The sequence below is a fragment of the Acinetobacter rudis genome (assembly GCF_031157835.1).
Lineage (GTDB): Bacteria > Pseudomonadota > Gammaproteobacteria > Pseudomonadales > Moraxellaceae > Acinetobacter > Acinetobacter rudis_A.
Genome location: NZ_JAVIDR010000023.1, coordinates 1 through 24,501 on the forward strand (window position 1 = coordinate 1; position 24,501 = coordinate 24,501).

Sequence of the window (24,501 nt, forward strand, 5' to 3'; positions counted from 1 at the left end):
ACGCAGGTCTACGTTTTGCGATCCGTGAAGGTGGTCGTACAGTAGGTGCTGGTGTTGTATCTAAAGTTACAGCATAAGTCTTACGACATGTATAAGTACTCGTTTTAGAGTACTTATCGAAAAAAAGCACCTTAATCGGTGCTTTTTTTTTGCTTAAAATTAGCTTGGTTTAGTGCTTAGAGTGGATAACTTGAGGAGCCTGCAACGGGTTCAATAATGTTATGACCCGCTAAAATGGATTGAATTGCCTCAGCATTAAAAGTTAAGTATAAAATATGCCGTTCAGCATCTATACGATGCTTTTGAATAATAGGCATATCGCCTTTTAGGGTTTCAATACTATATTCGTCCGCTATGCCTAAAATACCATCAAGATTAATGGTCGTTGAGGCTTGATCTTGCTGAAAAAGCTCTTGAATATGGCGGGTGTGGAAGCTTGCTTCTACAGCCTTGGGGTGTTGTTTGATGTGTTTTTCAATATGTCGAACAAATAATTGTGCAAAGAAGTAATAGTCTGGTTTATGTATATATTCAAGATTCATCGTACGTACTCCCTAACATTTTTTTTAGTAGTTGATAGTGAAGCTGACAGCATACATTGGAAATTCTCTACCAATTGTATAGGGTTAATTAAAAAATAGGCAGTTTTATGTCACAAATAAGCATGCTTTAAATTCTGTAAATATAAAAATGATGTTCAATTGCTGTATTTGCTTTAATTCATTTTGTTTAAGAATAGACCAACTTTTTTCCTACCTAACATGGCATTGAATAGGCTGGGGCCATATCTGTAACTCATGAAATGTTTTTTGTACAGTTGAGTGCTTATTATTAATCAAGGAGGAAGGGGAGTTGAAGATGAAACTCAGTCATGGAAAAACTAGATCAAATTCGCTTATAGATGTAAAAACACGGCGAAGCCTTGTTTTTGTTCAGATATTTCAAGATTTTTTTATTTGAAAATAAAATTGCTTTTGGTTTAGTGATTTGATTAAGCGATCGTTAAGGTCTGCAATCACTATAATTAGAGTCAATTGTGAGGGTGTCTAAGTAAATCATCCTAAAGACTTAGACTTATGAGCTAGCAAGAGAAATCATAAATCAGGTACAATTGACAGGATTTATTTTATGTTTGGTGTATTTCGAGGCCAATACATACATTCTTTGTTAATAATTAGGCCTGCCAGGAGTTATCCCCGCATGAGTGCCATTACTCCATACGATTGGGCAATCATAGCCTTCGTGATCGGCGTGACATTTTTGTGTGTCTTTATGCTTACCGTCCCTTTACTCCTTGGGGGTAAAGCTTGGGGGCGTGCCAAGCAAGAACAGTTCGAGTCGGGCGTCGTCGGTGCCGGTGGTGCACGTATTCGCTTATCTGCAAAATTCTATTTAGTTGCAATTTTCTTTGTCGTCTTCGATTTAGAAGCACTTTATCTCTATGCGTGGGCTACATCCGTGCGTGAAGTGGGGTGGATTGGATTTGCAACTGCAGCGGTATTTGTTTTGGTTTTACTTGTTGGCTTGGTTTATGAGCTTTCAACTGGGTCGCTAAATTGGGCACCATCTGATCGTCGTAAAGCAGCAGGAATTAAAGCCAAAGTTGGTACACCAAATATGGATCTTGCAGAAATTACTCGTTTTAACTCGATTGAAGAATTGATCACTGACCCTACAGGTCATATCCCTGCACAATCTTCAGGTCGTGTTAAAGAAAAAACACCTGCTTTGTCTTTAGAAAAGGAGTAACTCGGGATGAAATATACACTAACCCGTGCGAATCCGAGTGCTGATCAGTATCCAATGCAAGAACGTCAAGTGGTCAGCGATCCACTACAAGAAGAAGTGAACAAAAATGTGTTCATGACTCGTCTTGAAGATGTTATGCATAATGTTGTGAACTGGGGGCGTAAGAACTCAGTTTGGCCATTCAACTTCGGTACTTCTTGTTGCTACGTTGAGTATGCAACAACGCTCACTGGCGTACATGATATGTCACGTTTTGGTGCGGAAGTAATTCGTGCGTCGCCACGTCAGGCCGATTTAATGATCGTTGCTGGTACATGCTTTGTAAAAATGGCGCCAGTAATTCAACGTTTATATGAACAAATGCTTGAGCCTAAATGGGTTATTTCCATGGGTGCTTGTGCTAACTCTGGTGGTATGTACGATATTTATTCAGTCGTACAAGGTGTCGATAAAATTATTCCAGTCGATGTCTATATTCCAGGTTGCCCACCACGCCCTGAAGCGTTGTTACAAGCGTTGATGTTGTTACAAGACCAAATTCAATTAGAGCGTCGTCCACTTTCTGCGGTAATCGGTGGTGATTTACAACCGATTTATAAGCCAAAAATGATGCCTGAACGTGATCGTAAAAATGCAGAACGAATTGCTGTGAAAAATTTACGCTCTATGGATGAGATTGAGTAATTTCTCGGGGGGGAAGACGATCTAATGGGTCGACTTATCTGAGATAAACAAAATTTGTATTAAATAGGAAGCCAAGCCAATGGCTGAAACTGAAATTGCTATGCCAGAGTCAACTCCAGTTGATTCACGCCCAGCATTTGCCATTGTAGAGGATCTCAAAGCCAAGTTTGGCGAGAACTTCTACGTGCAAGCGACTTGTGAAGACTTTCCAACAGTCTGGGTTGAACGTGCTCGTGTACAAGATGTTTTAATGTACCTACGTACTGTATCACGTCCTTACGTGATGTTATTCGACTTGTCAGCGGTTGACGAGCGTTTAAGAACGCATCGTGATGGTCTGCCAGCGTCAGACTTTACCGTGTTTTATCACTTGTTGTCTCTTGAACGCAATAGTGATATTCGTATCAAGGTTGCATTAAGCGAACAAGATTTGAGTCTGCCTACAGCGACCAATATCTGGCCAAATGCAAACTGGTATGAGCGTGAAGCATACGATATGTTCGGTATTGATTTTGCTGGACATCCAATGTTGCGTCGTATCTTGCTCCCTACATACTGGGAAGGTCATCCGTTACGTAAAGAATATTCTGCACGTGCAACGGAATATACTCCGTATATGCAAGATCAGGCAAAACAGGACTTTGAACAAGAACACCTGCGTTTTGTACCCGAAGATTGGGGTCTAACACGCGGTAATAAAGATGAAGACTTTATGTTCTTGAACTTAGGTCCTAACCATCCATCTGCGCATGGTGCGTTCCGTGTAATCTTGCAGTTGGACGGTGAAGAAGTAAAAGACTGTGTGCCTGATATTGGCTATCACCACCGTGGTGTGGAAAAGATGGCTGAACGTCAAACATGGCATTCATTCATCCCTTATACAGACCGTGTCGACTATTTGGGCGGTTGTGCGCAAAATATGCCTTATGTCATGGGCGTAGAGCAACTTGCAGGGATTACCGTTCCTGATCGTGCACAGTGTATCCGTGTGATGTTGTCTGAGCTTTTCCGTATTAACAACCATTTACTCTTTATTGGTACTGCAATACAAGATGCTGGTGGTATGACTCCAGTATTTTACATGTTTGCTGACCGTCAAAAGATCTATGATGCAATTGAGGCCATTACTGGTTTCCGTATGCACCCAGCATGGTTCCGTATAGGCGGTACTGCGCACGATCTACCAAATAATTGGCAAAAACTCATTCGCGAAATCCTTGAGTGGATGCCTAAGCGTATGAACGAGTACTACACAGCTGCATTACGTAACTCAGTATTTATGGGTCGTACACAAAAAGTTGCTCAATACGATGCAAAATCTGCATTGGCTTGGGGTGTAACTGGTACAGGTCTACGTGCGACGGGTATTGATTTTGATGTACGTAAATATCGTCCATATAGTGGTTATGAAAACTATGATTTCGATGTGCCTTTAGAGTATGAAGGCGATGCGTATGCCCGTGTTATGGTGCATTACCATGAAATCAACCAATCACTAAGAATCATCAAGCAGTGTTTAGACAATATGCCTTCTGGTGCATATAAAGCAGACCATCCATTGGCTGTTCCACCACCAAAAGACAAAACGTTGCAAGACATTGAGACTCTGATTACGCACTTCTTAAGCGTGTCATGGGGTCCTGTTATGCCTGCTGGTGAAGCATCTGTAATGGCGGAAGTGGTGAAAGGGGCAAGTAACTACTACATGACCTCTGATAAATCGACCATGAGTTATCGTACACGTATCCGTACTCCAACATTTACTCACTTACAGCAAATGCCATCCGTAATTAACGGTAGTTTAGTCTCTGACTTGATTATTTATTTGGCGACCATTGATGTGGTAATGGCTGACGTGGATCGTTAAGAGGATACAAGTATTATGATGATTTTAACGGACAAAAAACCACGTGTGAATGTTGAAGGAATTTTGACTCATGATGAAATTCATGACATTCAACATCACATTGGGCATTACCCATACCCGCGTGCTGCGTCTCTTGATGCACTAAAATGTGTACAGCGTCGTAACGGTTGGGTTGATGATGCTCAAATGAATGCTATTGCACAAATGCTCGATATTAGCCTCGCTGATTTAGAAGGTGTAGCAACATTCTATAACCGTATTTACCGTCAGCCAGTGGGCCGTCACGTGATTTTATTATGTGATTCGATTGCTTGCTTTTTGATGGGGGCGGAGACTTTGGCTGAAGCATTCCAGCGCGAGTTGGGTATTCAGTATGGTCAAACCACAGCTGATGGTCGATTCACGTTGTTACCTATTTGCTGCTTAGGTAATTGTGACAAGGGACCAACCCTTATGATTGATGAAGATACTCATGGTTTGGTTGAAGTGTCTTCAGTTAAACAGTTGTTGGAGAAGTATGTATGAATACTGAACCAAAACCGATTTATGGCGACGGTAACCCAGAAACACATCCATTGACTTGGCGTTTAAGCAAGCAAGAACATGTGCGTAGTGCAGATGATTATGAAGCGCTTGAAGGTTATGCAGGCTTTAAAAAAGCAATCACTATGCCACCTAAAGATGTGCTTGAAGTGATTAAAGCTGCGACAGTAAAAGGTCGTGGTGGTGCAGGTTTCCCAGCAGGGATCAAATGGTCACTCATGGCACCGAATGACAACTCAGGTCCACGTTACCTGATTTGTAATGCCGATGAAATGGAACCAGGTACCTTTAAAGACCGTTTGCTGATGGAAAAGCTTCCTCATCAGTTGATCGAAGGGATGTTAATCGCGGCTTATACACTTGAAGCGACCCACGGTTATATCTTTATTCGTGGTGAATATATCGAGGCTGCTCAATACCTCAATGAGGCTTTAGAACAAATTCGTGCTAAAGGTTATTTGGGTACAGATATTCTCGGTACAGGTTGGGGCTTTGAGCTGCATGTACATACGGGTGCTGGGCGTTATATTTGTGGTGAAGAAACTGCATTAATTAACTCACTAGAAGGTCGTCGTGCTAACCCGCGTACAAAACCACCATTCCCACAAGTTGCTGGGGCATGGGGTCGTCCAACGATTGTGAACAACGTAGAAACCTACAATAACTTACCAGCAATCATGTTGCGTGGCCCTGAGTGGTACATCAACTTATCTGCAGGAAAATCAAAAGATCCAGGTACCAAGATTTACGGTGCGTCAGGTAAAGTTAAATTCCCTGGCCTTTGGGAACTCCCTTTTGGTACAACTGCACGAGAAGTGATCGAAGAACATGCAGGTGGTATGCGTGATGGTCTAACACTCAAAGCATGGTTACCAGGTGGTGCATCAACTGACTTTTTAGCAGCTGAGCATATCGACTTGCCAATGGATGCTGAAAGCATCATGAAGGCAGGTTCACGATTAGGTACGTGTTTGTTGATGGTTGTAGACGAAACTCAATGCATGGTTTCTGCAACACGTAACTTAGAAGAATTCTTTGCACGTGAGTCATGTGGTTTCTGTACTCCATGTCGTGATGGCTTGCCATGGGCAGTTAAAGCACTTAAAGCACTTGAATCTGGTGAAGGCAAACAGGAAGACATTGATAACTTACAAGAGCTTACTCGTAAGTTATGGATTGGTAAAACTTTCTGTGCACATGCACCGGGTGCGATGGAGCCACTTATGGGCGCACTCAAACATTTCCGTCATGAATTTGAAGCAAAATTGAAAAATAATTCAGTTGCTACAAATCAGAACGTAGAACAAGCTTAAGGAATTCGACTATGGCTACCATTCATGTCGATGGAAAATCGTATGAAGTCAATGGCTCTGAAAACTTGCTACAAGCATGTTTGAGTCTAGGCATCGACATCCCGTATTTTTGCTGGCATCCATCCTTAGGTTCTGTCGGCTCTTGCCGTCAATGTGCGGTGACTCAATACGCAAATCCTGAAGATACTCGTGGTCGTTTAGTGATGTCGTGTATGACACCTGCCGCGGATAACACTTATATTTCGATTGAAGACAAAGAAGCAGTTGACTTCCGTGCTTCAATCGTTGAACTGTTAATGACGAATCACCCACATGACTGTCCAGTCTGTGAAGAGGGTGGTCACTGTCATTTACAAGATATGACTGTTATGACGCAGCACGATCGTCGTCGCTATCGTTTCACTAAACGTACTCACCACAATCAGGAGTTGGGTTCGTTTATTGCACATGAGATGAACCGTTGTATCGCTTGTTATCGTTGTGTACGTTACTACACTGATTATGCTGGTGGTACAGATTTTGGTGTTTATGCCAATGCCTCACGTGTTTACTTTGGTCGTCCAGAATCAGGAACTTTAGAGTCTGAATTCTCTGGTAACTTGACTGAAGTATGTCCTACAGGTGTATTTACTGATAAAACTCATTCGGCACGTTATAACCGTAAATGGGACATGCAGTATGCGCCAAGCGTATGCCAAGGCTGTTCATCTGGCTGTAACATTTCTCCAGGCGAACGTTATGGTGAATTACGTCGTGTAGAGAACCGTTTCAATGGTGAAGTAAACCAATACTTCTTGTGTGATAAAGGTCGTTTTGGAACTGGTTATGTCAACCGTGAAGATCGTCCACGTCAACCGCAATTCCGTAGTGGTACCAATGTAGCGAAAGTGAGCGTAGATCAAGCGCTTGATAGCGTGATCGAAAAACTACAAGGCCAAAAGGTTTTGGGTATTGGTTCACCACGTGCCAGCCTTGAAAGTAACTTTGTGTTACGTGAATTAGTCGGTGCTGAGAACTTCTCAACTGGTATGTCACAAAAAGAGCAACAGTTGGTTGAACTTGCTGCAAGCATTATGCAAAGCGACAAGATTTATAACCCTGGCATGCGTGAAATTGAAAGTTACGATGCAGTGCTCATTTTGGGTGAAGACCTCACACAAACAGCCCCACGTATGGCGCTTTCAGTTCGTCAAGCGGCGAAAAACAAAGCCAAAGAAATGGCAGCTGAACGTCGTACACAAGACTGGTTAGCTGAGCCATTAAAACGTATTGCACAAGATGCAAAATCGCCAATTTATATTTTGGCTGCAACTCAAACTCGCTTGGCCGATGTAGCAACAGGTGAAGTTGTTGCTTCTCCAAATGATATTGCGCGTTTAGGTTTTGCGGTTGCTGCTGCTGTAAATGGTGAGAGTATTACTGGTTTGGCTGATGATGCAAAAGCATTTGCTGAGCAAATTGCTGCAACATTAAAAGCGGCGAAAAAACCATTAATTATCTCTGGAACAAGCCTACAAGATCCAGCGATTATGGAAGCTGCTGCACAAGTAGCTCAAAGCTTAGGTGCTAATGCTGGTTTAAGCTTGACTGTTCCTGAAGTGAACTCAATGGGTATGGCACTGTTTGGTGGTTTAAGTCTCGAACAGGCATTTGCGCTTGATTATGATGCAATTGTCATTGTAGAAAACGACTTATATCGTCGTCTGCCTAGCCAACAAGTTGATCAAGCATTTGCTAAGGCTAATGATGTGATTGTATTGGATCATAGTGAAACAGCAACTGTTGAACGTGCTTCAATTATCTTGTCAGCTGCAAGTTTTGCTGAAGGTGATGGTACTGTGGTTAGCCAAGAGGGTCGAGCACAGCGTTATTACCAAGTGTATGATGCCAATTACTATAATCCTGAATATGCGATCAAAGAATCTTGGCGTTGGTTACATGCCATTGAAACTGGCGTGAAAGGGAAAGCAATTAGCTGGACAGTATTGGATGACGTGATTGAGTCAGTTGTACGTAGCGTACCTGTACTTGAAGCCATTCAAGATGTAGCGCCAGATGCTGGTTATCGTGTACACGGTTTAAAAATTGCTCGTGAACCACGTCGTTATTCTGGTCGTACAGCAATTCGTGCTCCGCTGTCTATTCATGAGCCAAAACAACCCGTTGACCAAGACTCAGCATTAACATTCTCTATGGAAGGTTATGTTGGTCCTCAAGATGCAGCATCACTGGTTCCATTTGCATGGGCACCAGGTTGGAACTCACCACAATCTTGGAATAAATACCAAGACCACGTGGGCGGTCACCTTAAAGGTGGTGATGCAGGTGTGCGTTTATTTGATCGTTTACCAAAACGTGCAGCGCGTAGTTATGTTGCGCCAGCAGCTGTTGTAGTCAATCCAGATAGCTTCCGTTTAGTACCAATGCATCATATTTTTGCTTCTGGTGAATTTACTGTAAAAACACCAGCAATGGAGTCTCGTATTCCTGAGCCAATGTTTGCAGTGGGTGCACAAGATGCAGCACGTCTAAATCTGAAAGATGGTCAACAGTTAACTGTACAAGCGGGTGAATCAAGCATTAGCTTACCTGTACAAGTAATTGAATATTTACCTACAGGTTATATTGGATACCCAGTTGGTCAAGCACCAACGGTTTCACTTGCTGAGCCTGTTTCCATTGCGGTAGGAGCGTGATTATGAATGAAGCTATGCGCGCATTACCCACTTGGGCACAAGATTGGCCAACTGCTTATGCAGTGATTCAGGCAATTGTGATCCTGCTGGTGGTGGTGCTTATGGCGGCGTTGATGTCATTTATCGAACGTCGTTTATTGGCTGTTTGGCAAGACCGTTACGGTCCAAACCGTGTTGGTCCTGGGGGGATGTTCCAGATCGTAGCAGACATGTTGAAAATCATGTTTAAAGAAGACTGGACACCAAAGTTTGCAGATAAGCTTACTTTCCGTTTAGCACCAGCTGTTGCAATGGCAACAGCGGTGTTGTCGTTCATGGTCATTCCTGTGAGCCCAACTTTGGGTGTTGCAGATATGAGCATCGGCCTATTGTTCTTTATGGCAATGGCTGGGATTGCAGTATATGCCGTATTATTTGGTGGTTGGTCTTCTAACAACAAATATGCACTTTTAGGTGGTTTGCGTTCTGCTGCTCAAACGATTTCGTACGAAGTCTTCCTTGGGATTTCATTAATGGGCGTTGTTGCGATTGCAGGTTCTTTTAACCTACGTGACATCGTTGAAGCCCAGCGTGATGTGTGGTTTATCATTCCACAATTCTTAGGCTTTATGATTTTCGTTGTTGCAGGCGTTGCGGTAACTCACCGTCATCCATTTGACCAACCAGAAGCTGAACAAGAATTGGCCGAAGGTTATCACGTTGAATATGGTGGTATGAAGTGGGGGATGTTCTTCGTTGCAGAATACGTCAACATTATCCTGATCTCTGCCTTGATCGTGACTTTGTTTTTTGGTGGTTGGTTAGCACCATTTAATTTAGAAATTTCATTTATTCCACCTGCATTCTGGTTTATTGCTAAAACAGCTTTCTTTGTAATGATGTTTGTTTTGGCACGTGGTTCTTTAATGCGTCCACGTTATGACCAAGTAATGAATTTTGGTTGGAAAGTTTGTTTGCCACTGGCACTAATTAACCTTTTGGTCACAGGTGCTGTGATTCTTCTGAATCAAGCGGCTTAGGACAGCGAGGAACACTATGTTTAAAATTCTAGCTGGAGTCGGGTCTATTGTACGCAGTTTGTGGATGGTATTTAGCCATGTCACACGTAAGCGTGACACGATCTTGTATCCTGAAGTGCCAGTTCCTGTACCACCGCGTTACCGTGGACGTATTGTCCTGACTCGTGATCCGGATGGTGAAGAGCGTTGCGTCGCATGTAACTTATGTGCGGTTGCTTGCCCTGTAGGTTGTATTTCACTACAAAAAGCAGAAAAAGAAGATGGTCGTTGGTATCCGGAATTTTTCCGTATCAACTTCTCTCGTTGTATTTTCTGCGGTATGTGTGAAGAAGCATGTCCAACGACTGCAATTCAACTTACGCCTGATTTTGAGTTGGGTGAGTATGTTCGTCAAGATTTGGTTTATGAAAAAGAAAACCTCTTGATTTCAGGTCCAGGCAAATATCCTGATTATAACTTCTACCGTGTAACTGGTATGGCTGTTAGTGGGAAAGACAAAGGTCAAGCGCAAAAAGAAAGCGCACCTGTGGATGTACGGAGCTTATTACCATGATTTGGCCATTTTATTTGATGGCCATCGTGGCCATTATTTCGACCTTACGTGTAGTAACCAATGCCAATCCGGTACATGCGTTACTCAGTTTAATTGTTTCATTATTGGCGGTGGCAGGTATATTCCTGACCATCGGCGCACCATTTGCTGCTGCACTTGAAGTGATTGTGTACGCAGGTGCCATTATGGTGTTGTTTGTTTTCGTTGTCATGATGCTCAACTTGGGTCGTGAGACTGAGCAACAAGAACGTAAATGGTTAAGCTCGGATGCTTGGGCTTATCCTGCACTGATGTGCTTCCTGATGGGATTGTGCTTAGTGTGGATGCTGGGTTCTGATTACAGTAATTCAAGCGCTCAAGGTTTAATGATCGGAACACAAGTGATCGGTCCTAAAGAAGTCGGTCAAGCACTCTTCACAAAATACTTATTATTAGTTGAAGTTGCTGCCATGTTGCTACTTGCAGCTTTGGTTGCCGCATTCCACTTAGGTAAACGCGATCCTAGTGCAGAAGAGGAGCAACAATAATGGGCAACATACCTTTAGAACATGGGTTGATTGTAGCATCGATTCTATTTGCACTCGGTTTTTACGGTGTGATGGTACGACGCAATCTGCTCTTTATGTTAATGAGCCTTGAAATCATGATGAATGCTGCAGCGTTAGCATTTGTTGTGGCAGGGAGTGCATGGGGACAACCCGATGGACAAATCATGTTTATCTTGATTTTGACTCTTGCTGCTGCAGAGGCCAGTATTGGTCTTGCGATCGCCCTTCAGTTTTATCATCGCTTCCAACACTTGGATGTGGATGCTGCTAGTGAGATGCGCGGATGAGTTTATTAGCTTTAACTATATTATTCCCCCTCATCGGATTTGTATTATTGGCAGCAGGTCGCAATAAGTTACCAGAGCCAGTAGCTGCAATTATTGGTGTGGGTGCTGTGGGTCTATCAGCCCTAGCTGCACTTTTTGCCGGTTCAAACTTTGTTAATAGTGGTGCAAGCTCCCAAGTTGTTCATTTATGGACATGGTTTAATGTCGGTGGTTTAGCTCCAGGTGTAAGTTTGCATCTTGATGGTCTGTCATTGTTAATGATGGGCATGATCACAGGCGTTGGTTTCCTTATTCACGTATTTGCTTCTTGGTATATGCGTGGTGAAGAGGATTTCGCACGTTTCTTCTCTTATTTCAACTTGTTCGTTGCTAGCATGTTGATACTCGTCCTTGGTGATAACTTAGCGTTATTATTCTTAGGTTGGGAAGGCGTAGGTCTGTGTTCATACTTATTGATTGGTTATTACTATCAAACACCTGCAAACGGTTTTGCTGCAATCAAAGCATTTACTGTTACTCGTGTTGGTGACGTATTCTTACTGATCGCAATGTTCTTGATTTACCAACAGTTCGGTACTTTGCATACTGCAACAATTGTAGAAAATGCACACAATGTATTGGCTGGTGATCATTCACTTGCAATTTGGACAGCGCTTATGTTGTTCTTGGGTGCTGCTGGTAAATCTGCGCAAATCCCATTACAAACATGGTTAGCAGATGCAATGGCAGGTCCAACACCTGTATCTGCATTGATCCATGCGGCAACAATGGTTACAGCAGGTGTTTATCTTATCTGCCGTACTTTCACTGTATTTGAAATGGCTCCTGAAGTTCTACACTTCATTGCGATTACTGGTGCAGTTACGCTTTTGGTTGCAGGTTTTGCAGCATTGGTACAAACCGATATCAAACGTATCTTGGCTTACTCAACAATGAGTCAGTTAGGTTATATGTTTATGGCTGTGGGTGCAGAAGCATATCAAGCTGGTTTGTTCCATATGTTATCTCACGCGTTCTTTAAGGCATTATTATTCTTATCTTCTGGTGCGGTGATTTTAGCTTACCATCATGAACAGAACATCTTCAAAATGGGTGGTTTGTTCTACAAAAATAAATTCTTGTTTGCTTGTTTCGCTATCGGTGGTGGTGCACTTGCAGCAATTCCATTTATTACGGTTGGCTTCTTCTCTAAAGACGCGATCTTGGGTGCAGTTTGGGTACAAGGTCAACAAGCAGATCCACTTTATGCTTGCCTCTACTGGGTAGGTGTTGCTGGTGCATTCTTGACTTCGATCTATACATTCCGTCTGATTTGGGTGGTGTTCTTCGGTAAAGAAAATACGCCTTATCATGAAATTAAGGGTGTAACATACTGGGCGCCATTGGCAATTTTAGGTGTGCTTTCAACAGGTTTAGCTTATTTCCTTAAAGCTCCAGTTGAGAAAGTATTAAATACAGCGAAAATACCAGCTTTTAATACTCCTGAAGCATTAGAGGCAGGAATGCACTCTGCAGAATACACTGCAGTTGGTGTTGCATTGGTTGGTTTGGTTGTTGGTGTGGTGTTATTTGCTTTTGCTTATAAAGCAGTTAAAGCATTCGCAAACACAACTTTGGGTGCTGGCCTTGCTAATATTTGCCGTAATGCATTTGGTTTTGACAGTTTGTATAACATTGTTTTTGTTAAACCTTATTTGTTACTCGCTAAAATCTTTGGTCGCGATCCGATTGATGGTATGTGGTTGGCACTTCCTGCAATTGTTCAGGCGGGTCACCGTTTTGGCAGCGCACGTCAAACAGGTTCATTGCGTGAATACGCTTCAAGTATGGCGCTCGGTGTAGCTGTGATACTGATGATCTTGATCATGCTTCAGATCGTGGGGAAATAACATGGACATCTCAAACAATTTGATATTACCCGCGCTGATCCTTGTTCCGTTCATTGCTGGTTTTGTCTGTTGGCTCGTCGACAAAGTCGACAATCACATGCCGCGCTATATTGCGCTGATTGGTATGGTGATTACTTTTATCCTTACCTTGGTTCTTTGGAACCAAGGGGGCTTTAGTTATACATTAGGACAAGCTGTTCCAACTTGGGCTGCTGAATTCCATTTACCTTGGATCAGTAGTTTAGGTATTGATATTCACCTTGCTGTCGATGGCTTATCTATTTTGATGGTCGGTTTAACCGCACTATTGGGTATTTTAGCTGTAGGCTGTTCTTGGGGTGAGATTCAAAAGAACGTTGGTTTCTTCCACTTAAATCTACTTTGGTCTTTAGGTGGTGTAATTGGTGTATTCATTGCTATTGATATGTTCTTATTCTTCTTCTTCTGGGAGATGATGCTGGTTCCAATCTATTTCTTGATTGCAATCTGGGGACATCGTGGTTCTGAAAATAAATCACGTAATTACGCAGCAACTAAATTCTTTATCTATACGCAAGTTGCTGGCTTGATCATGTTGATCGGGATCTTAGGTCTTGTTATTGCTGGTTTTGATTTAACTAACAAAATTAGCTTTAGTTATGATCACCTTTTACAAGTTGCTAACTTCCTTGATGCAAAATACCCAACGATTGCTTATGCCTTCATGGTGTGTTTGTTTATTGGTTTTGCAGTTAAATTGCCAGTATTCCCGTTACATGGTTGGTTGCCAGATGCTCACGCACAAGCACCAACAGCGGGTTCTGTAGATTTGGCAGGTATTTTGATTAAAACTGCGGCATATGGTTTGCTTCGTTTTGTTATGCCATTCTTCCCAGCCGCATCTGCTCAGTTTGCTGATATTGCGATTATCCTTGGTTTGATTGGTATCTTCTATGGTGCTTGGTGTGCATTCCAACAAACAGACATGAAACGTTTGTTGGCTTATACCTCAATCTCCCACATGGGCTTTGTGGTACTTGCATTGTATGCTGGTAATATTCTGACTTTCCAAGGTTTGATGATCATGATGCTTGCACACGGTCTATCTTCAGCTGCCTTGTTCATTATGTCTGGCCAAGTGTACGAGCGCCTTCATACGCGTGATATGCGTTTGATGGGGGGAATCCGAGGTCAATTACCTTATCTTGCATTCTTCTTAATGTTCTTTGTTGCAGCACTTGTGGGTATACCTGGTCTAGGTAACTTCATTGGTGAGTTCTTGATCTTGATGGGTTCATTCAGTCAATATCCAGTATTTACAATCATTGCTGCAATCAGTTTAGTCTTTGCTGGTCTGTATGGCTTAATCCTGATTCACCGTACTTTATTTGGTACTCCAAACGAAGAGCAAAAACAGCATTATGCTAGCCCATTGAAAGACTTGTCTGCGCGTGAAATTAGCTTGTTGATGATTTGTGTGATTGGTTTAGTTTGGCTAGGTATTTATCCTCAAACATTCCTTGATATTTCTCATTCAAGTATGGCGTGGATTGCCAATAGTTATATGCCTGTGCAGGAAGTGGTAGACACTATGCAACAGGTCGTGACTCAACCCAATGTGGAGATCCAATAAGTCATGAACTTCACACTGTCATTTAACGAACTTATGCCTCTTGCACCAGTGATGATCGTCGCATTGACGGCGATCGTGGTGATGATTTTGATTGCGATTAAACGTAATCATAATTTGGTAGCAACGACTACAGTTATCGGTTTAAACCTTGCGCTGGCTTCGATTTTACTCACCTTATTTGGTTCTGTAATAAAACCAGCAACGGTGATGAATCTGTTTATGGTTGATCCATTTACACTGATTTATCAAGTGATGATTTTAATTGCTGCGTTAGCATGTTGCACTCTGTCACATGCTTATATCGACAGCTATAAGAGTAATCGTGAAGAACTTTATCTATTAATGTTGATCTCTATTGCAGGGGCAATGTTAATGGTTGCAAGTACACACTTTGCTTCATTCTTTATCAGTCTTGAGTTGATGTCGATTCCAGTTTACGGCTTGTTGGCTTATACCCACCAACGCAGTAAATCATTGGAAGCAGGTTTGAAGTATTTGGTACTTTCTGCAACAGCTTCAGCAATGTTATTGATGGGTATGGCATTTGTTTATGCAACCCTCGGTTCGTTGTCATTTGCAGGTCAAATCGATGATATGTTCTGGGCGCTTACTAAAGCTGAGTCTCCAGAAACAATCATGGCATTACAAGGCTATATGGCGAAGTATGATCACCTTTTAGGTTCAACCTTAGTGATCATTGGTCTAGGTCTCATTTTGTGTGCGGTTGCATTTAAACTCTCTATGGCGCCATTCCATAAATGGACACCAGATGTTTATGATGGTGCACCTGCACCAATGGCAACATTCTTAGCAACAGTTGCCAAAGTAGCGATGATCGCTTTGTTTATCCGCTACCTATTATCTTCTGGTGTGTTTAGTGTTGATGTTATTCGCACAGTCATTACAGTGTTTGCTGTACTGTCAGTATTGTTCGGTAACTTACTTGCATTGAAACAAGCGAATCTGAAACGTATCTTGGCATACTCTTCAATTGCTCATTTCGGTTATATGATGCTAGCACTTGTGAGTGCTTCATATCTCAGCCTACCATCTATTGGTGTGTATATGGCGAGCTATGTATTAACTACAATTGGTGCTTTTGGTGTTGTGACATTAATGTCTAGCCCATATAACAATAGCTCTGAGGCAGATGATCTATCTAACTATCGTGGTTTATTCTGGCGTCGTCCAATTTTAACTGCAACATTAACGGTAATGATGCTTTCTTTGGCTGGTATTCCATTAACTGCAGGATTTATTGGTAAGTTCATGTTAATCATGACGACTGTATCGACTCAGCATTGGTTCTATGCAGCAATGATCATTATTGGTAGTGGTATTGGTTTGTACTATTACCTCCGTGTCATGATTACGCTTTATCAATCACCAGCTGAGACTACAACTGTAGATGCACCACATCATTGGGGGCAAACTGCAGGTGGTATCATGGTACTTGCGGCAGCTGTAGCTGTACTTGTATTCGGTGTATATCCAGATCCACTTATTTCTATTATGAAGCAAGCAGATTTGTTTATGCCTTTACAGTTGCTATTAAGCGTGGGTCAGCAATAAGTTTAGTTCAACTCTTTTGAGTTAAATGATAAAGCCTTCCGATTGGAGGGCTTTATTGTTTTTATTGCATGAAATGTCTATAAATTGGAGAGCAACTGTACAAGTTGTTAGTGGTTTTATTAACTTGTTTTTAAGTCATGCAAAAAACACTTATAATGTTTAGTAGTTAAATTTTGTGTAAGGTCAGTATCGTGCCGATTAAAGAAATTCGTCATCCATTAATACAACATAAATTAGGTTTATTACGCCGTTCTGATATCAGTACTAAAAATTTTCGTGAGCTTGCTCAAGAAGTAACGATGTTGTTGACTTATGAAGCAACACAAGACTTGGCGATGTCTGAGCAAGAGGTAGACGGCTGGGCAGGTAAAGTAACTGTTGAGCATATTGCTGGTAAGAAAATTACAGTTGTACCTATTTTACGTGCTGGTATTGGCATGTTAGAAGGTTTCTTAAATCTAATACCAAGTGCCAAAGTTTCTGTATTGGGTTTAGAGCGTGATGAAGAAACTTTACAGGCGCGTACCTATTACAAGAAATTAGTGCCAGATGTGCAAAACCGACTTGCGATGATTATTGATCCAATGTTGGCTACAGGCGCTTCACTCATTGCAGCTATTGATGTGTTAAAAGCAAGTGGTTGTAAAGATATTCGAGTAATGGTTTTGGTTGCTGCACCAGAGGGTATTGCAAAAGTTACAGCTGCACATCCAGATGTGACTATCTTCACTGCTTCAATTGACCAAGGTCTAAATGAGCACGGTTATATTGTGCCCGGCTTAGGTGATGCAGGTGATAAGATCTTTGGTAGTGTACAAAAAGACTAACATCGATCTTTTATTTGCCCTCTCTTTGCAAAGAAGAGAGGGCAAAGTAGATTAAATCGATTCTTGACAATAACGCATAAAGGCTTTTAGTCCAGGGCCTTGATACTTCTGACGATGAGTCAATAAATAGAGTGGACGAGTGAGCACCCAAAAAGGTGTATCTAAAATAACCAGTTCACCCTTTGCTTGTAGTGGTTCAATCGCTAGTTTTGAAATACATGATAAGCCCATACCTCCCGCTACGATTTTTAAAATAGCTTCATTATGACCTAATGTTAATCTGATCTTGCAGTTTGGTAGATCCTTTACAATGGCATGATCGAATACCTCTCGTGTACCAGAACCTTCTTCACGTAAGATCCAGTCAATCTGGTCAAAGTCTTTCACTTGTAAAGCTCGATCTAACTGTGCCAGAGGATGATTCGGTGCACAGCAGACAGCAAGTTCATCATCTCGCCAATGAATGCTTTGGAGTTGAGGTAAATGACATGAACCTTCGATCAGCGCGACATCAAGTTGGAATTGATTGACTGCCTCTATAATTTGACGAGTATTACCTACTTGCAGCTGTAGTTGTGCTTGAGGCTGCCGTTGGATAAAAGCGGCTAGAAGGTTGGGCATGAGGTAATCGCTAATGGTCAGTGTCGCACCAATACGCAAATCAATATTTTGTAACTCTCCCTTAGCGGCTTGTTCAAATGCTTCACTACGTCCTAAAATTTCTAGGGCTTGAGGGAGTAAGAAGCGGCCAAGATCATTGAGCTGTAGGCGCTTACCTAAGCGGTCAAAAAGTGGAGCTCCAAGACCATCTTCCAAATCTGCCAATGCCATACTGGCAGCACTTTGGGTGAGTCGTACTGCATCACTGGCTTTTGTTACAGTACCTTCTTGTGCAACGGCAACAAAGACAGAGAGTTGGCGTAAAGTCATGCGCATGGATAAGACCTTAACATTTAGATATTTATCAATAATAGCAACATGCTATCATGAGCATAGTCTATCGTGCCATGTTTGAAATTATGTCTGTTGATAAGTTTAGTTTAGAAAAAGTGCTATCAGTACATCGTTGGAGTGACAATCTATTTAGTTTTACTATGACTAGACCTGCACATTTTAAATTTACAGCAGGTCAATTTGCACGAATTGGTTTAAAAGTTGCAGATGAATTAGTTGTCCGTGCATATTCTGTTGTTTCTTCACCCTATGATGAGACTTTAGAGTTTTTTTCTATTGTTGTCCCTGATGGTGCATTTACCTCCCAATTACAGCATCTTAAAGTAGGGGATGCGCTTTATTTAGAAAAAGTCCCTTATGGCTTTCTCACACTTGCTCGCTATCAAGCTCCTGCACCTAAAGATTTATGGTTATTGGCCACTGGAACGGGTTTGGCTCCTTTTATTTCGATGCTTCAAGACTTTGAAACATGGAAAAAATATCAAAAAATCAATCTTGTTTATAGTGTTCGCAGCGCTGCTGAACTTGCCTATGTAGATCGTATAGCAGAAATTGTTGAGTTATTTGCTGAAGGCCATAAAGGCTTTAAGTTCGTTCCTATCATTACGCGCGATCCACAAGCGAAATTACATGATCGACTACCAATTTTGATTGAAAATGGACAGCTTGAACAAGAGGTCGGCTTAGATTTTGATCCAAATTCTACACATATTATGCTATGTGGTAATCCGCAGATGGTTGAAGATACACGTGATGCTTTAAAAGCGAGGGGATTAACGATGAATCGTCGTGGTGAAGGAAATATTGCTGTAGAAAACTATTGGTAACAGAATGAATTAAAGCACTTCACAGTAATTGAGCTGTGAAGAGTTCTACATCACTTGTTAATGTACGAGCATATCCATAAATTCTCGTAATTCATGAATAGCGCTGTCAAGATCACTGCTTAACCAAGTTGGCTCAAATATTGACGTGTAATATTCAAGGCGATCATGAGGTACGATCAGGCGGATTGGGCATTCTTCTTCAGCTAAACGCCAAGGAATAACGGGTACATCAAGATCAAGAAAACATGCTACATCGCGAATATCCACAATGATTGCATTAATACAATCTGGAAATGGCATGACCGAGAACTCATCACAGCGCCGGCGGAAATATTCAAGATCTCCCCACTGTAAATTAAAACTTGGTTTAGAGAATGCTAATATGCCAATTAAGTGTGCATCTCGAGTGTGGTGAAGATAGCATTGATGGGTGACATCTGTGTCTAATTCTAAGGAGACACTTTGTCGTTGATAAGGCATGGCAAACCAATATAAAAAAGTAGGCTGCAAGTATAACCTAATTTTAATTTTCAGCCAGTGCCATTCGTTAAGCTTTAAATAACTTTTTTACAGTTTAAAGAAATTGATCTGGATTGTGGGGCGTATAATAAAAAAGCTTATCCGAGTTCGAGATGAGGTAAATATTATGGGACATCCTATAATTCCAACAGGACAAGATGAAAAGAATAAAGATAAAAGTTCAAAAGAACCTATTGTAATTTACATCTTAATGCTCATTGGTTATTTTGTATTCGCCTTAGTCATTGTTTTTACAATAAATGCAGTGATCTAATTCAACAATTAATTTTATTAAGTTTATATTTAAAATATTATCTTGGGCCGAATATTTATACTTCGGCTCAAGTTGTTGAGTAAGAAACTCAATAATGTACATCTATGCATAGATTTTTTAACTATTTAAGCATGTAAATTTAAAAATTTTGTATATTTTTCTTCTATTTATAGCTCATTTAATGTGCTTTTTTTTTGATTGTGCTACATTATCCTGTGTGAAAAAAATACGATTTATAGTTAAAAATAATCTAATAATACTAGGTTATTTAAAATTTATTTAATAATTCCGCATATAGAACAAACAACAAGAGGGTGCAATCATGAATGAAGATTTTGGTCGTGGTCTGAGTGGTCACTTAGACATAAGCTATTATTGGGAACAATTTCAGCCAATTATTGCTGCGGTTGCAGTTTTATTACTCGGTTGGATCTTGGCGTTATTGATTGCGTCAGCCGTTAAAAAGATCCTGCACCAATTTAATACACACCACAGGCTTTCAAGTGCAGCGGGTCAAGAGACCACGAGCACATTAAATTATGAAACTTTAATCTCTAAATTTGTATTTTGGTTCATTTTTATTATTGTGATTATCGCAGCACTGAATATATTTAATATTAGTGGTGTAAGTGGACCACTGAGCGTCATGATTGGGCAGTTCCTACTCTTTATTCCTAATCTTATTGCCGCTGTAGTGGTTGGATTCGTTGCTTGGTTATTGGCAAGATTGTTACGTCTTGGGCTGATTCGAATCTTAGACAAGACCCGACTAGATGAAAAGCTAAGTACAGATGCGGGTGTTTCTCACTTTAGTCAAAGTATTGCTGAGATCGTATATTGGTTAACCTTGCTGTTATTTTTACCAATTGTCTTAGCGATATTAGGTTTAACAGGCTTATTAGCGCCTGTACAAAACATGTTGAATGAAACGATTGCGTTTGTACCGAATATTTTTATAGCCGCAGTTATTATTTGTGTGGGCTATATCTTAGCGAAAATTGTGCGTGGAATTGTTGAAGGTTTAAGTAATAGTTTTAAATTACAACAATGTGCAGAAAAAATTGGATTATTTAAACAGTCTAATATTAGTAACTTTTTAGGTTCATTTATTTTTGTCGTTGTCATGATAACAACTCTAATCATTGCATTTGACACACTGGGTATCCGCTCTATTTCAGATCCAGCAACAGTCATGCTCTCTGAGATTATGTCTGCTATCCCACAAATTATTGCTGCAGCATTAATTTTAATTGTTGCTTATGTGGTTTCTCGATTTGTTGCACGTTTAATCACTGAACTTGTTGCAGGAACTGGGGTAGATCAAATTCCTGCTAAATTAGAATTACAGCGTTACTTGGGTGAAACAAAACTTTCTGTCGTTTTGGGACATCTTATCGTGTTCTTTACGATGTTATTTGCTGTATCTGAAGCAGCTAATCGATTAGGTCTTAATCAAATTAGCGACCTCATTGCAATGTTTATTCACTTTGGTGCCAATATCTTATTAGGTGCAGTGATATTCGTGATTGGTTTTTGGCTTGCCAATATTGTCGCGAGCATTGTACAGCGAGGAGAGTCAAATAGTTCTCGTTGGTTAGCAAATCTTGTCCGTGTTTTAATTATGGGCTTGGTTTTAGCTATGGGCTTAAAAGCCATGGGTATTGCTGATTCAATTGTTAATTTGGCATTCGGTCTGACTTTAGGTGCTGTTGCTGTTGCCTTTGCTTTGGCATTCGGTCTAGGTGGACGCCAACCAGCCGAGCAAATACTTACAGATCTGATTGACCATGCAAAGAAAAATGCTGCGAACCCAGCTACAGATCCTACTGATCAGACAGCTGTGACACCATTATCTTCGGTTAAAACATCAGAGCAAAGTAATAATCCTGAATAATTCTACATAAAATAAACAACTTATTTTTACTGGTCTTTAATTTATTCCGATTAACAAAATACACGGTATTTACGGGATAAATTAGGCCAGTTCTTTATTTTATAACAGAAAATTTGTTAATTAATCACAATAATAGGCAAATATGATTTAATCGATAGAAACACTATTCAACCCAAAACAAATCATGAAAAAAATAAATATTGTGATTTATATCAAACTTTCATATAGTGTCGCTTGAGATTGGTCATGCCTTAAATAAATGTAAAGATTATTATGAAAACAAATCAGCCTTCATTAACACTTGCCTTACTCGAAGCTCGTGAAGCATTAATGTCACATTTTCGTCCGGAATTAAAAGAGATCGGGTTAACAGAGCAGCAGTGGCGTATTATGAGAATACTGGCTCAAGATAAGGAGCTGGACACAACAACGCTGGCCGAAAAAGCATGTCTTTTAAAGCCAAGTCTCACAGGTATTACGAATCGATTAATTGATATTGGGTTAATTGATCGCCGTCGTTCTGAACAGGATCAGCGTATTTATTATATTTCTTTGACAGATCGTGGAGAGAAAGTCTTTTCCAATGCGGTTACACGTATGGAACAGTGTCATACCATTATTGAAGAAAAGATCGGCGAAGAAAAAATGCTGGCACTATTTAATTTATTAAAGGATATACAAAATATAAGGTGAAATATGTTTAAGCAGATTTCATTTTTTTTATTTTTATAAATATATTTTAAATTTGATTTTATATTAAATAGGTTCAAACCCTGACAGGGCTATTTTATTCATCGGTCATTTTGTACAAACTTTAGTTATTCTATATCTTGGTTGCCATACTCAATACACTTTAATAGTTATGAGCTGATCAGACTTAACGATTTTGAAACTGGTATGGCAGTGAGATTAAAACAGAGGGATTAGGCCCTCTGTTTTAGTTGTTGTAGTTCATTATTGAGCTTATCAAGCTCACTTTGTTGTTCAATGAGTTTTTTCTGATATTTATTTTGCTTAGACAAGTCACCTGCATTTTGTGCCTGTTGTAAATCATTCTTTACTTCAGTGACTTTGATATTTTGTTTAAGAATTTTTTGTTCAAGTTTGTGCATATCTTTATTTAGCTTAGAGCTAAAGTCAGTATCATTACAATTATTATCAATTTCGATTAATGCCTGTTTAAGCCCTCTAATTTGATAGTAATCATTGTATTGTTGGGCAATTTTAATTTTTGTTTCAACTGCAGTACGTTTTTCTGCACAGCTAAATTGTTCAGCGAAAGTCAATTGGGGGAGAGCAAGATAAATGCCTAAAAATAAATATGTTATAGACTTCATTGTGTTATGACCCTAGAGTGTGTTTTATTTATTGAAAATATTGTACATTTCTTACTTAAAAAATCCTTAAGAACATATGCCTATACCATCATTGGAGTGGCATTTTTAAGTTAGGTATAATTAACACATGTTCTAGAAAAAATATAGAAAAAATCATTACTGATCTTTTAAACATATTGTGCTGCTGCATAAGCAGATGACCAAGCCCATTGAAAGTTATATCCACCTAGATGCCCAGTGACATCCAAAACTTCACCCACAAAGTATAGGCCAGTCTGTAATTTACTTTCCATTGTTTTAGATGAGATCTCGCTGGTGTCTACACCACCCAGTGTGACTTCAGCAGTACGATAGCCTTCTGTACCAGATGGTTTTACTTCGAAGGAATGCAGTTGTGTTGCAATATGCTGGAGTATCTCATCACTTAATTGACCTATGGCGATATCTGCATATTGTGGCCAGATCAATTGTTGCAGCTCCAGTACAATACTCTTTGGCATCAGTTCTGTAAGTAGGGTACGAATCAGGACTTTGGGGTGACTTATTTTTTTGGCTTTTAACCACGTTAATAATTCGTGCTGGGGTAAAAAGTTTATTTTAAAACTTTGCCCACTTTGCCAGTAATTTGAAAGTTGTAATGCGCTAGGGCCACTTAAGCCACGGTGAGTAAAGAGTAGGGCCTCATGGAATGCAGCAAGATTGTTTTCTAAAATAACATCGAGAGCATTACCACTTAAACGTGTTGTGACTTGTTTAAATTGATCTGAAAATGTGAAAGGAACTAAACCAGCACGAGTCGGGTAAACATGATGACCAAACTGTTCAGCTAACTGATAGCCAAAACCAGATCCACCTAGTGTTGGAATAGATAACCCCCCACTGGCGACCACTAAAGATGAGCTTTGAAATTTTCCTTGGCTGCTGCTAATTTGATAGACATTGTCCTCATCAACATGTACATCCGTCACTTCTGCTTGTGTTTTAATGGTGACTCGATTGGTTTTTTCGCACTCAGTCAGCAACATTTGTAGAATTTCTTTAGCCCCCTCTAAAGTAAACAGTTGACCATGTTTACGTTCTTCATAGGCAATGCCATATTCACAGACCATACCAATAAAATCCCAGTTGCTATAACGGCTTAGGGCTGAAATAACAAAGTGTGGGTTATGTGAAATGTAATGATTTGGCTCAACATCTAAGTTGGTAAAGTTACATTTACCACCACCTGACATTAAAATCTTTTTTCCTACTTTATTGGCTTTTTCGAGCACTAAAACATGGCGACCACGTGCTGCTGCTAAAGCCGCGAGCATTAAACCAGATGCACCTGCGCCTAAGACGATGACATCATATTGTGATTGCGCCATGTAAAACTCATTTTGCTGGGAGGAAAGTCGCGCATTATAACCAGTATCACAAGTAATTAAAAACAAAGCCGCGCACTGTCATGAAAAACAATCAGTATCACAAGTAATTAAAAACAAAGCCGCGCACTGTCATGAAAAACAATCAGTATCACAAGTAATTAAAAACAAAG

Annotated in this window: 24 protein-coding genes; 19 read left to right on the forward strand and 5 right to left on the reverse strand. The window is 40.5% G+C overall.

Features of this window, described 5'->3' with window-relative positions:
- A partial coding sequence (locus RFH42_RS14810) for an EF-Tu C-terminal domain-related protein (protein ID WP_445596577.1) occupies positions 1-77 on the forward strand: 77 nt, incomplete at its 5' end.
- A 99-nt stretch (positions 78-176) separates the two neighbouring features.
- On the opposite strand, the gene RFH42_RS14815 is transcribed toward RFH42_RS14810, so the two are convergent.
- Positions 177-542 (reverse strand): hypothetical protein, encoded by a 366-nt coding sequence (locus tag RFH42_RS14815; protein WP_308976571.1) that lies wholly within the window; start codon positions 540-542, stop codon positions 177-179.
- 658 nt (positions 543-1,200) lie between these two features.
- Between RFH42_RS14815 and ndhC the strand changes: the two genes are divergently transcribed.
- From ndhC to upp, 14 genes are all read left to right on the forward strand, one after another.
- The gene (gene ndhC / locus RFH42_RS14820; protein WP_308976573.1) at positions 1,201-1,749 is read left to right on the forward strand and encodes an NADH-quinone oxidoreductase subunit A; all 549 of its coding nucleotides are present in this window, start codon (positions 1,201-1,203) and stop codon (positions 1,747-1,749) included.
- Between the two features lie 6 nt (positions 1,750-1,755).
- Positions 1,756-2,433 (forward strand): NuoB/complex I 20 kDa subunit family protein, encoded by a 678-nt coding sequence (locus RFH42_RS14825; RefSeq protein ID WP_016657329.1) that lies wholly within the window; start codon positions 1,756-1,758, stop codon positions 2,431-2,433.
- Positions 2,434-2,512: 79 nt separating this feature from the next.
- Positions 2,513-4,300, forward strand: coding sequence for an NADH-quinone oxidoreductase subunit C/D (nuoC, locus tag RFH42_RS14830; RefSeq protein ID WP_308976574.1), 1,788 nt, complete (start codon positions 2,513-2,515; stop codon positions 4,298-4,300).
- Between the two features lie 15 nt (positions 4,301-4,315).
- Positions 4,316-4,825, forward strand: coding sequence for an NADH-quinone oxidoreductase subunit NuoE (nuoE, locus tag RFH42_RS14835; RefSeq protein WP_308976575.1), 510 nt, complete (start codon positions 4,316-4,318; stop codon positions 4,823-4,825).
- Positions 4,822-6,156, forward strand: coding sequence for an NADH-quinone oxidoreductase subunit NuoF (gene nuoF, locus RFH42_RS14840; protein WP_308976577.1), 1,335 nt, complete (start codon positions 4,822-4,824; stop codon positions 6,154-6,156). Before nuoE ends, nuoF begins: the two co-directional genes overlap by 4 nt.
- Before the next feature lie 11 nt (positions 6,157-6,167).
- Positions 6,168-8,852 (forward strand): NADH-quinone oxidoreductase subunit NuoG, encoded by a 2,685-nt coding sequence (gene nuoG, locus RFH42_RS14845; RefSeq protein WP_308976578.1) that lies wholly within the window; start codon positions 6,168-6,170, stop codon positions 8,850-8,852.
- A 2-nt stretch (positions 8,853-8,854) separates the two neighbouring features.
- Positions 8,855-9,871, forward strand: coding sequence for an NADH-quinone oxidoreductase subunit NuoH (gene nuoH, locus RFH42_RS14850; RefSeq protein ID WP_308976579.1), 1,017 nt, complete (start codon positions 8,855-8,857; stop codon positions 9,869-9,871).
- Positions 9,872-9,887: 16 nt separating this feature from the next.
- Positions 9,888-10,424, forward strand: coding sequence for an NADH-quinone oxidoreductase subunit NuoI (gene nuoI, locus RFH42_RS14855; RefSeq protein WP_308976580.1), 537 nt, complete (start codon positions 9,888-9,890; stop codon positions 10,422-10,424).
- Entirely contained in the window at positions 10,421-10,951 is a 531-nt protein-coding gene (nuoJ, locus tag RFH42_RS14860) for an NADH-quinone oxidoreductase subunit J (RefSeq protein ID WP_308976582.1), read from the forward strand. The genes nuoI and nuoJ overlap by 4 nt, the downstream gene beginning before the upstream one ends.
- Positions 10,951-11,259 (forward strand): NADH-quinone oxidoreductase subunit NuoK, encoded by a 309-nt coding sequence (gene nuoK, locus RFH42_RS14865; RefSeq protein ID WP_016657321.1) that lies wholly within the window; start codon positions 10,951-10,953, stop codon positions 11,257-11,259. Before nuoJ ends, nuoK begins: the two co-directional genes overlap by 1 nt.
- A complete protein-coding gene (gene nuoL / locus RFH42_RS14870) occupies positions 11,256-13,148 on the forward strand; it encodes an NADH-quinone oxidoreductase subunit L (RefSeq protein ID WP_308976584.1) in 1,893 nt (630 codons plus the stop codon). Before nuoK ends, nuoL begins: the two co-directional genes overlap by 4 nt.
- A gap of 7 nt (positions 13,149-13,155) precedes the next feature.
- Complete coding sequence (gene nuoM, locus RFH42_RS14875; protein ID WP_308976613.1) at positions 13,156-14,760, forward strand: NADH-quinone oxidoreductase subunit M; 1,605 nt, start codon at positions 13,156-13,158, stop codon at positions 14,758-14,760.
- Between the two features lie 3 nt (positions 14,761-14,763).
- On the forward strand, positions 14,764-16,332 hold the full coding sequence (gene nuoN / locus RFH42_RS14880) for an NADH-quinone oxidoreductase subunit NuoN (RefSeq protein ID WP_308976585.1): 1,569 nt from the start codon (positions 14,764-14,766) through the stop codon (positions 16,330-16,332).
- A 191-nt stretch (positions 16,333-16,523) separates the two neighbouring features.
- Complete coding sequence (gene upp / locus RFH42_RS14885; protein WP_308976587.1) at positions 16,524-17,159, forward strand: uracil phosphoribosyltransferase; 636 nt, start codon at positions 16,524-16,526, stop codon at positions 17,157-17,159.
- A 51-nt stretch (positions 17,160-17,210) separates the two neighbouring features.
- Here the strand turns inward: upp and gigC are convergent, their stop codons facing one another.
- Positions 17,211-18,095 (reverse strand): LysR family transcriptional regulator GigC, encoded by an 885-nt coding sequence (gigC, locus tag RFH42_RS14890; RefSeq protein ID WP_308976588.1) that lies wholly within the window; start codon positions 18,093-18,095, stop codon positions 17,211-17,213.
- A gap of 83 nt (positions 18,096-18,178) precedes the next feature.
- Between gigC and RFH42_RS14895 the strand changes: the two genes are divergently transcribed.
- Entirely contained in the window at positions 18,179-18,940 is a 762-nt protein-coding gene (locus RFH42_RS14895) for a ferredoxin--NADP reductase (protein ID WP_308976615.1), read from the forward strand.
- A 57-nt stretch (positions 18,941-18,997) separates the two neighbouring features.
- Here the strand turns inward: RFH42_RS14895 and RFH42_RS14900 are convergent, their stop codons facing one another.
- On the reverse strand, positions 18,998-19,420 hold the full coding sequence (locus RFH42_RS14900; protein WP_308976616.1) for a hypothetical protein: 423 nt from the start codon (positions 19,418-19,420) through the stop codon (positions 18,998-19,000).
- 166 nt (positions 19,421-19,586) lie between these two features.
- Between RFH42_RS14900 and RFH42_RS14905 the strand changes: the two genes are divergently transcribed.
- The 3 genes from RFH42_RS14905 (at position 19,587) to hpaR (ending at position 22,320) form a co-directional block, all read left to right on the forward strand.
- The gene (locus tag RFH42_RS14905) at positions 19,587-19,733 is read left to right on the forward strand and encodes a hypothetical protein (protein ID WP_308976589.1); all 147 of its coding nucleotides are present in this window, start codon (positions 19,587-19,589) and stop codon (positions 19,731-19,733) included.
- Positions 19,734-20,055: 322 nt separating this feature from the next.
- The gene (locus RFH42_RS14910) at positions 20,056-21,627 is read left to right on the forward strand and encodes a mechanosensitive ion channel (RefSeq protein ID WP_308976590.1); all 1,572 of its coding nucleotides are present in this window, start codon (positions 20,056-20,058) and stop codon (positions 21,625-21,627) included.
- A gap of 273 nt (positions 21,628-21,900) precedes the next feature.
- Positions 21,901-22,320, forward strand: coding sequence for a homoprotocatechuate degradation operon regulator HpaR (gene hpaR / locus RFH42_RS14915; protein ID WP_308976591.1), 420 nt, complete (start codon positions 21,901-21,903; stop codon positions 22,318-22,320).
- A gap of 230 nt (positions 22,321-22,550) precedes the next feature.
- Here hpaR and RFH42_RS14920 read toward each other — a convergent pair whose 3' ends face one another.
- Together RFH42_RS14920 and RFH42_RS14925 are read right to left on the reverse strand one after the other, a co-directional pair.
- A complete protein-coding gene (locus RFH42_RS14920) occupies positions 22,551-22,964 on the reverse strand; it encodes a DUF1090 domain-containing protein (protein WP_308976592.1) in 414 nt (137 codons plus the stop codon).
- A gap of 167 nt (positions 22,965-23,131) precedes the next feature.
- Positions 23,132-24,331: a BaiN/RdsA family NAD(P)/FAD-dependent oxidoreductase gene (locus tag RFH42_RS14925; protein WP_308976594.1), complete on the reverse strand. Its 1,200-nt coding sequence runs from the start codon at positions 24,329-24,331 to the stop codon at positions 23,132-23,134.
- Positions 24,332-24,501: the final 170 nt, after the last annotated feature.